At 33.6% G+C, this 6,000-nt stretch carries 5 protein-coding genes and 1 pseudogene; 3 read left to right on the top strand and 3 right to left on the bottom strand.

Features of this window, described 5'->3' with window-relative positions; genetic code table 11:
- The 3 genes from B9T31_RS16840 to B9T31_RS16830 form a co-directional block, all read left to right on the top strand.
- On the top strand, positions 1 to 201 hold a 201-nt coding region (locus B9T31_RS16840; protein ID WP_139840941.1), incomplete at its 5' end, for an IS3 family transposase.
- 22 nt (positions 202 to 223) lie between these two features.
- Positions 224 to 445 (top strand): RhuM family protein, encoded by a 222-nt coding sequence (rhuM, locus tag B9T31_RS16835; RefSeq protein WP_265733389.1) that lies wholly within the window; start codon positions 224 to 226, stop codon positions 443 to 445.
- A 1,111-nt stretch (positions 446 to 1,556) separates the two neighbouring features.
- A complete protein-coding gene (locus B9T31_RS16830; protein WP_086183089.1) occupies positions 1,557 to 2,159 on the top strand; it encodes a hypothetical protein in 603 nt (200 codons plus the stop codon).
- A gap of 661 nt (positions 2,160 to 2,820) precedes the next feature.
- Here the strand turns inward: B9T31_RS16830 and B9T31_RS18285 are convergent.
- From B9T31_RS18285 to B9T31_RS16815, 3 genes and pseudogenes are all read right to left on the bottom strand, one after another.
- A pseudogene (locus tag B9T31_RS18285) lies at positions 2,821 to 2,910 on the bottom strand (hypothetical protein); the annotation flags it as partial.
- A gap of 679 nt (positions 2,911 to 3,589) precedes the next feature.
- Entirely contained in the window at positions 3,590 to 5,155 is a 1,566-nt protein-coding gene (locus B9T31_RS16820; protein WP_171264795.1) for a Fic family protein, read from the bottom strand.
- Entirely contained in the window at positions 5,148 to 5,783 is a 636-nt protein-coding gene (locus tag B9T31_RS16815; protein ID WP_086183087.1) for a DUF4062 domain-containing protein, read from the bottom strand. Before B9T31_RS16815 ends, B9T31_RS16820 begins: the two co-directional genes overlap by 8 nt.
- Positions 5,784 to 6,000 lie beyond the last annotated feature (217 nt).

Here is a 6,000-nt window from a genome sequence, read left to right as displayed (position 1 = left end):
GCCGTTGCTGAGAGCTTCTTTCAGTTGTTAAAGCGAGAAAGAATTAAGAAGAAAATATATGCATCTAGAACTGAGGCTAGGTCAGATATCTTTGAATATATTGAAATGTTTTATAACTCAAAACGAAGGCATGGTTCCAATGGACAACGTTCTCCGTTAGATTATGAAAAAGCCCATCAAAAGATGGTTATGTGTGTCTAGAATTTTGGTGGCTATTCAGTATATGAAAGATTGGATAGCGAAATTAGACAAATTCTTAATGGCTTCTGATCGTGAAATTTTGACTCATGCTGGAAAAATATCCCAAGCTCAAGCTAAACAGAAAGCACAATTAGAACATGCCAAATACAAGCAACAATACATAGATTATCAAACACCAGTAGAAAGGCATTTTCAGGAAGCTATCAAGGATGTAAAACAAATAGTTAAACAGCGGAAAAAATAAATAATCGAATAGTCTCCTTAGCTGGGGGTTTTTTATTGGCTGAGTAGGTGCTTTAGATTGATGTAGTCTAATAGATAAAGTCCTTTTTATGGCAACCAAAACGCCGTATTTTAGCTATATAGTCCTTTGATAAGGCACCAGTAGAAAGCCCATTAAAACAGCCTCTAGACCATACACAGAAAGGATTAACGCTATTTTTAGGAAACCCAATTCCGTCAAAGTAAGTCTTTATGACTACGTATAACAAAATTCAGTATTTAGAATTCGAACTTTATAACGTGAAAACGTACTGGCATATATGCCGATCTGTATTGCTACGTATCTCTAAATCGGCCTGGTGCTTAGATGTGTATTTCACCGTGCTCATTTCCTTGATGGACCATAACTATAAAGCGCCCCTAAATGATCTTAAGGCTATGTGCCGCATGGTTTAGTTTTACTTTGATGAGCTTGGATTTCATCAAGGTAAATAGATCGCTTTGTATAGCGCCGTATATCTAGATACAGCAATAACGCTCTATTGGATTTGAAATCTCGAAGGGGTAAATCATCCTTGATGAGCCATAAGTATAAACCCATCTAAAATGACCTCTAAGCCATGTGTAATAAGGTTTATAGCTATTTTGATAAAACCCCAATTTCATCAAGAATCATCAAGTATTTTCAAGGAAAGTGCTCGAACTGGATCTTGGTAGCATTTTAAATGTGGCCAAGTTTCCATAAGTGTTGAATGGTCATTATCACCATGCAGGAACAACAAGCTCCCCTGCCCATCCAGTTACGAATACCAGACATGCCCAGTCTATAGTTATGTTTTACGTCCTTTCTGTACTCGGCTCCCATTTTTTATTCAAATCTGACCTAAATCATTAGTAAAATAATGCAACGTGTTTTGCAGGTTTTTAACCTAATATATTGATTAATATTAAGTAAATCGATTTTTAATTACCTTGACACATACTCCTTAAAACATGGTGTTTTATGCGTAAATAAGGGCAATTGACGTTGTTTTTATGCCGTTTTATGCATTTTTTATGCTTAAAACGGCCTTGAAAAGGCAATTGAGTGGTATCTGATGCGAATTTTGGGGCAATTATTGCGGATTTTATGCATGAAAAGAGAAAGTAAGCGTACGGTCGAAGATTGTCTGAATATAGACAGTCGAACTATGGCCAGATCCAACATGCTTGTAGACGGCGCCTCTGGTACTTGGGTATGGAAACTAGATAACAAAATTAGCTCATCAATGGGTTATGAATATCGTCACGGTGCTTTAATTCTGTCTTTTACACAAAATGATGTCAGTCACCAGCTACGCATCCAAGTAACCAGCACACCATGCAATTATGGCAATCACAGGTACTGGTTTATATGTCCTGGTAAAGATTGTGGTAACCGTGCGGCAAAACTATATTTGGTTGATGGGCAATTTAAATGCAGAAAGTGCCACAAACTCAACTACCTCATTCAACAGTGCAACAAGGAGCATGTGGCAAGAATTAATATGCAGCGAATGCGAATTAAGCTTGGATGGCCTTTAGAGCGCGAAGAGATACCATTTCTTAAAAAGGTCTATAAGCCACTTAATAAAAACAAAAAAACATTCCAGGCCATGGTTGATAAGCATGATATGTATGAACGCAAAGCCAATGCTGCAGCTATAGCATTCCATAACGCGTTTATGGATAAAATAGAAAAGTTTATTGAAAAATAGCTGATTGGAATTAACATTCTGTGAATGTCCGTTGAAATGCTGTTGAAGCAGCGTTGCTCACAAACCAATACTACCGTTCAAATTCGCCATTTTAAGTGCAGAATACGAACTTTCAGATTTCAAATCTAATAGGCCTGGGTTCATAAAAATTAAGCAATTTTTTCCCAAAAAATTATTAGCATATCAGCAATATGCAACTATCAATATTCAATGTTTTTTTATGGATAATTACATGTAACTGGCTCATATCTATCTTGTATGTACTTTTGATCATTTTATATACTTAGACTATGTTACTACATCAAAAAAATGCTGTTACCACATCAAAACCTGTAATAGACGATTGTCTGTTACCACATCAAAATGACATACCTTGTGCGGCGTTTCGTATATAAATTTTTTTATAGAAATCGGGTAATCTTATATCGAGTTTATCCAGGTGAATTTTTTTAATTCTAAATATGCTGATGTATGGCCAAACGTAGCATGAGTCAATCTCCTAATATTTTGGGAGATTATTTAAATCTGGATGACCCTACTATATAGTGTGAGTCCAAATACTTACTTTCTAATAATAAGTTTTGACAGATACAAAGAGCTAAAAGATTGGTCTCATGTATTTTGAATATAAGGTTTCTTAACTATAAAAGACGGCGTAATTTTACTTTCTTAATACTTTGGCTCGCACTTCTTCAATCACTTTTTGAATGTTAGGTTTTGTGAGGTTTTCGCTCCCGATCTCCTTGGCCGTCTTTTCACTGTATCAAGCTCGAATTGCTGCTTGAGTTGCATTAAGGTCTGTCAGGTACTCGATCTCCAAATTACAGGTATTAAAACCTCCTGGAAGAGGCTTAGTGCTCTAATCTTAAAAACTATAATCATTCGGTTGCTGCCCTGATATGACCTTTGCCAGAGCTATACTTGTAGAAACACCAAATTCTTTCTTAGAAACTGTTAATCCGTAATTTTGACAAATGTAGCCATAACAATTATCGAATGTATTTTCAAGCCCACTCTCTTACAGATGCTCTTTATATTTTGCCGTTAATACCTGTTTATTCTGATTATTCCAATATAAATCATTAGGTATACTCATTAAGCTCTAAACCTTTCTAATTAATAAGTACACAGTATAATAAAACATCTAAAAAGAACAATTGAACCTCAATATCGGCTTAATTTCGAATTTTCGGAGTCCATAAAAAAGAGATGAGTCTAAATGGTCATTTTAACCATAGAGGGATAGCGATTTTAATTACACCTTGTCGTTAAAAGATGATTGGTGCCATATGTAAGTATATTTTTATAAAAAAGGTTATAGCAATGAAGTTATTTACAGCATTAATAGATAAATTTAATGCTTTGACCGATATTGGATAAATACAATAAGCAGAAGTTTTTAGCTATCTACTTATTGTATTTTTAAACAATCACTTTTCTAATTCGAGAAGTTTTTTAACGTCTTCACCTAATTTAGTTAAAAAATAACGTTGAGATGGGCTCGTTGGCTTATCTGGTATTGTCATAGCTATTAGTTCTTTTTCAAGAGCTGGTTTTAAATAGTTTTTTCTAAAGCTTTCACTATCCTTAAATCGTAGTTTGTCTTGGATTTCCTTCCGACTAAAAGTATTATCAATAGCTTTAAGCAAATTAGAAATCTCGATATTCTGGCGACAGAAGTTTATTAATTCACCTTCCGGTTTATCTTCCGGTTTATCTTCCGGTTTATCTTCCGGTTTATCTTCCGGTTTATCTTCCGGTCCAGCTTCCGGTCCAGCTTCCGGTCCAGCTTCCGGTCCAGCTTCTGATTTTACTTCTAGATTAGCTTTATTAAGGGCTTTATCTAAAAAGTTATTAGGTAGAGTAAAAGTTAAACTAACTCCAGCCTTCTCAGATAACCATTCAGGAGCTAATAGTCCAGCTTCTTTACATTCAGATCTAATAGTAATACTACCTCGGCCTAGTTTTTCCATGTAACCTTGTAAATATAAAATATGGGCTATATCTGGATTTCTTAGAATAGAAATATTTCCTTTTTCTAATGTGCTAATACTTACACCTTCTGGAAATGAACCAGAATTCCAAATTTGAAGAGAATTAGAAGATATTTCTACTTTAATCCCACCTGAAAAGTTGCTGTAATCTCTGTGAGCAAAAGCATTAACTAATCCTTCCCTTACAGCAAGAGCTGGATAAAGTGGCACTTCTTCTCTTTGATTTGTATCTTCTCTAAACTTTATGATAGTTGGAGTATTTCGTTCTATAAAATCATAAACATCTTCAAATATCTCAACGAGAGGACCTTCAAAATTTTTGTAATCAATATATTCACTATCGGATTTGTTTTTATAGCAAACGGCTCTCACCCTTGTTTGTGGATGTCTTTTAGCAGGATTTTTTGATAAAAGAACATCACCAGCATTTGTAATTTTTCCATAACTTGCAAGAGATAAAACTTCTAGCGCATGAGTTACATTAGCTGGTTGATGTCCTCTGTAAAGATTTTGGACTTTTTTACTTGTAAATAATCGTTTGCAAGCGTGATTTGACAAATCCTCATCTTTCAAACCAGTAGAGTATCTTCTTTCCCATCTTTCAGGTTCAATCTGCTTTCTAAGAACCATATCTAAAATACAGTCTCTATCAGCTTCATGAACTATCTCATCACTTTCTATAAAAATTTTATTTTTGAATGAATATGGAATATCTTTTCCTGCTGGCACATCTATACACAGTTGATATATATTAGTATTTTTTGATTTTTCAAACATAAGTGAAAATAATGCTGAAGGAACAATTAAACTACTAATTTCTTGTTCTAATGTGTCAAAAAAATAGTTTTCATCAAGATTGGATGTTACATCAAACTTTTTGTATCCACCTTTGTTATTAAGGAAGCCACAAATTATCTGGCCACATTGATTAATCATTTGTTCTGTTGAAAGGTCATTAAGGCCATTAGAAGTTAGGTCATGGAGATCGATAGAATTAAACATATGCTTGACCTTCATTTCTATTTAAAAAGAATTTAGTATCCTTAAACTGTTCTTCTAGTATCTTCTCGACATCAAGATACTTTGAAAACTGGGCAACTACAAATAAATTAACGTCATCATTAGTTTCGAACTTTTGTACCCAATTACCCTGTCGCTCTTCTAATGGTAATCCTTCCAAAGTAACATCTTCATATAAATCTATTACTTTTAAATTTTCAATAGATTTTGAATTTTTATGTAGAGTTAAACTTTCTCTCATTTCTTTATTTTTATATCCTAAATCTTTAAGTAAAGAGCGTGCAAATACAACATGGTCATGTGCTAAGAACCACCTAGGTTTGTTTAACTCTACTGCTTTTAACATTTCTAAATGAGTAATTGATGGATCAGTAGCTTCTAATTTACCTGTACCATATTTAGGAGTAATAATGCCTAGAAAAAGATCACACTCCTCAACGCTTCTTAGGCAACTATCAAAAGCGCTTTCAGTAGAAAGAACCGGTACAGTTCCTTTATGAGACATTAATACTTCATATCCAAATGTAGATAGTAATGTATAAACCCTATCTAAAAGTTCTTCAAACCCATAAACAGTTGAAGATACAAAAATTTTTAATTTTTTTGCCATTTGTTACAGCCGTAACTATCCTTAAATTCTCTTATATTCTATATAATTTACTGATTTCATGTAATTTAATTTTTATATAAAATTTTATGTAAGTTCTTTTCTTTTTTTAAATAACAATAAAGACAATTCGATCATTTTAAATATTCCGTTTTAAGGTGAGCACGTGTCAAGGTATGCTATATTTTTGCACATTAACTAAATGAAATGTTTTGTATCT

It is taken from the genome of Acinetobacter sp. ANC 4558 (assembly GCF_002135375.1).
Taxonomy (GTDB): Bacteria; Pseudomonadota; Gammaproteobacteria; order Pseudomonadales; family Moraxellaceae; genus Acinetobacter.
This window is presented reverse-complemented; position numbering and strand designations above follow the sequence as displayed.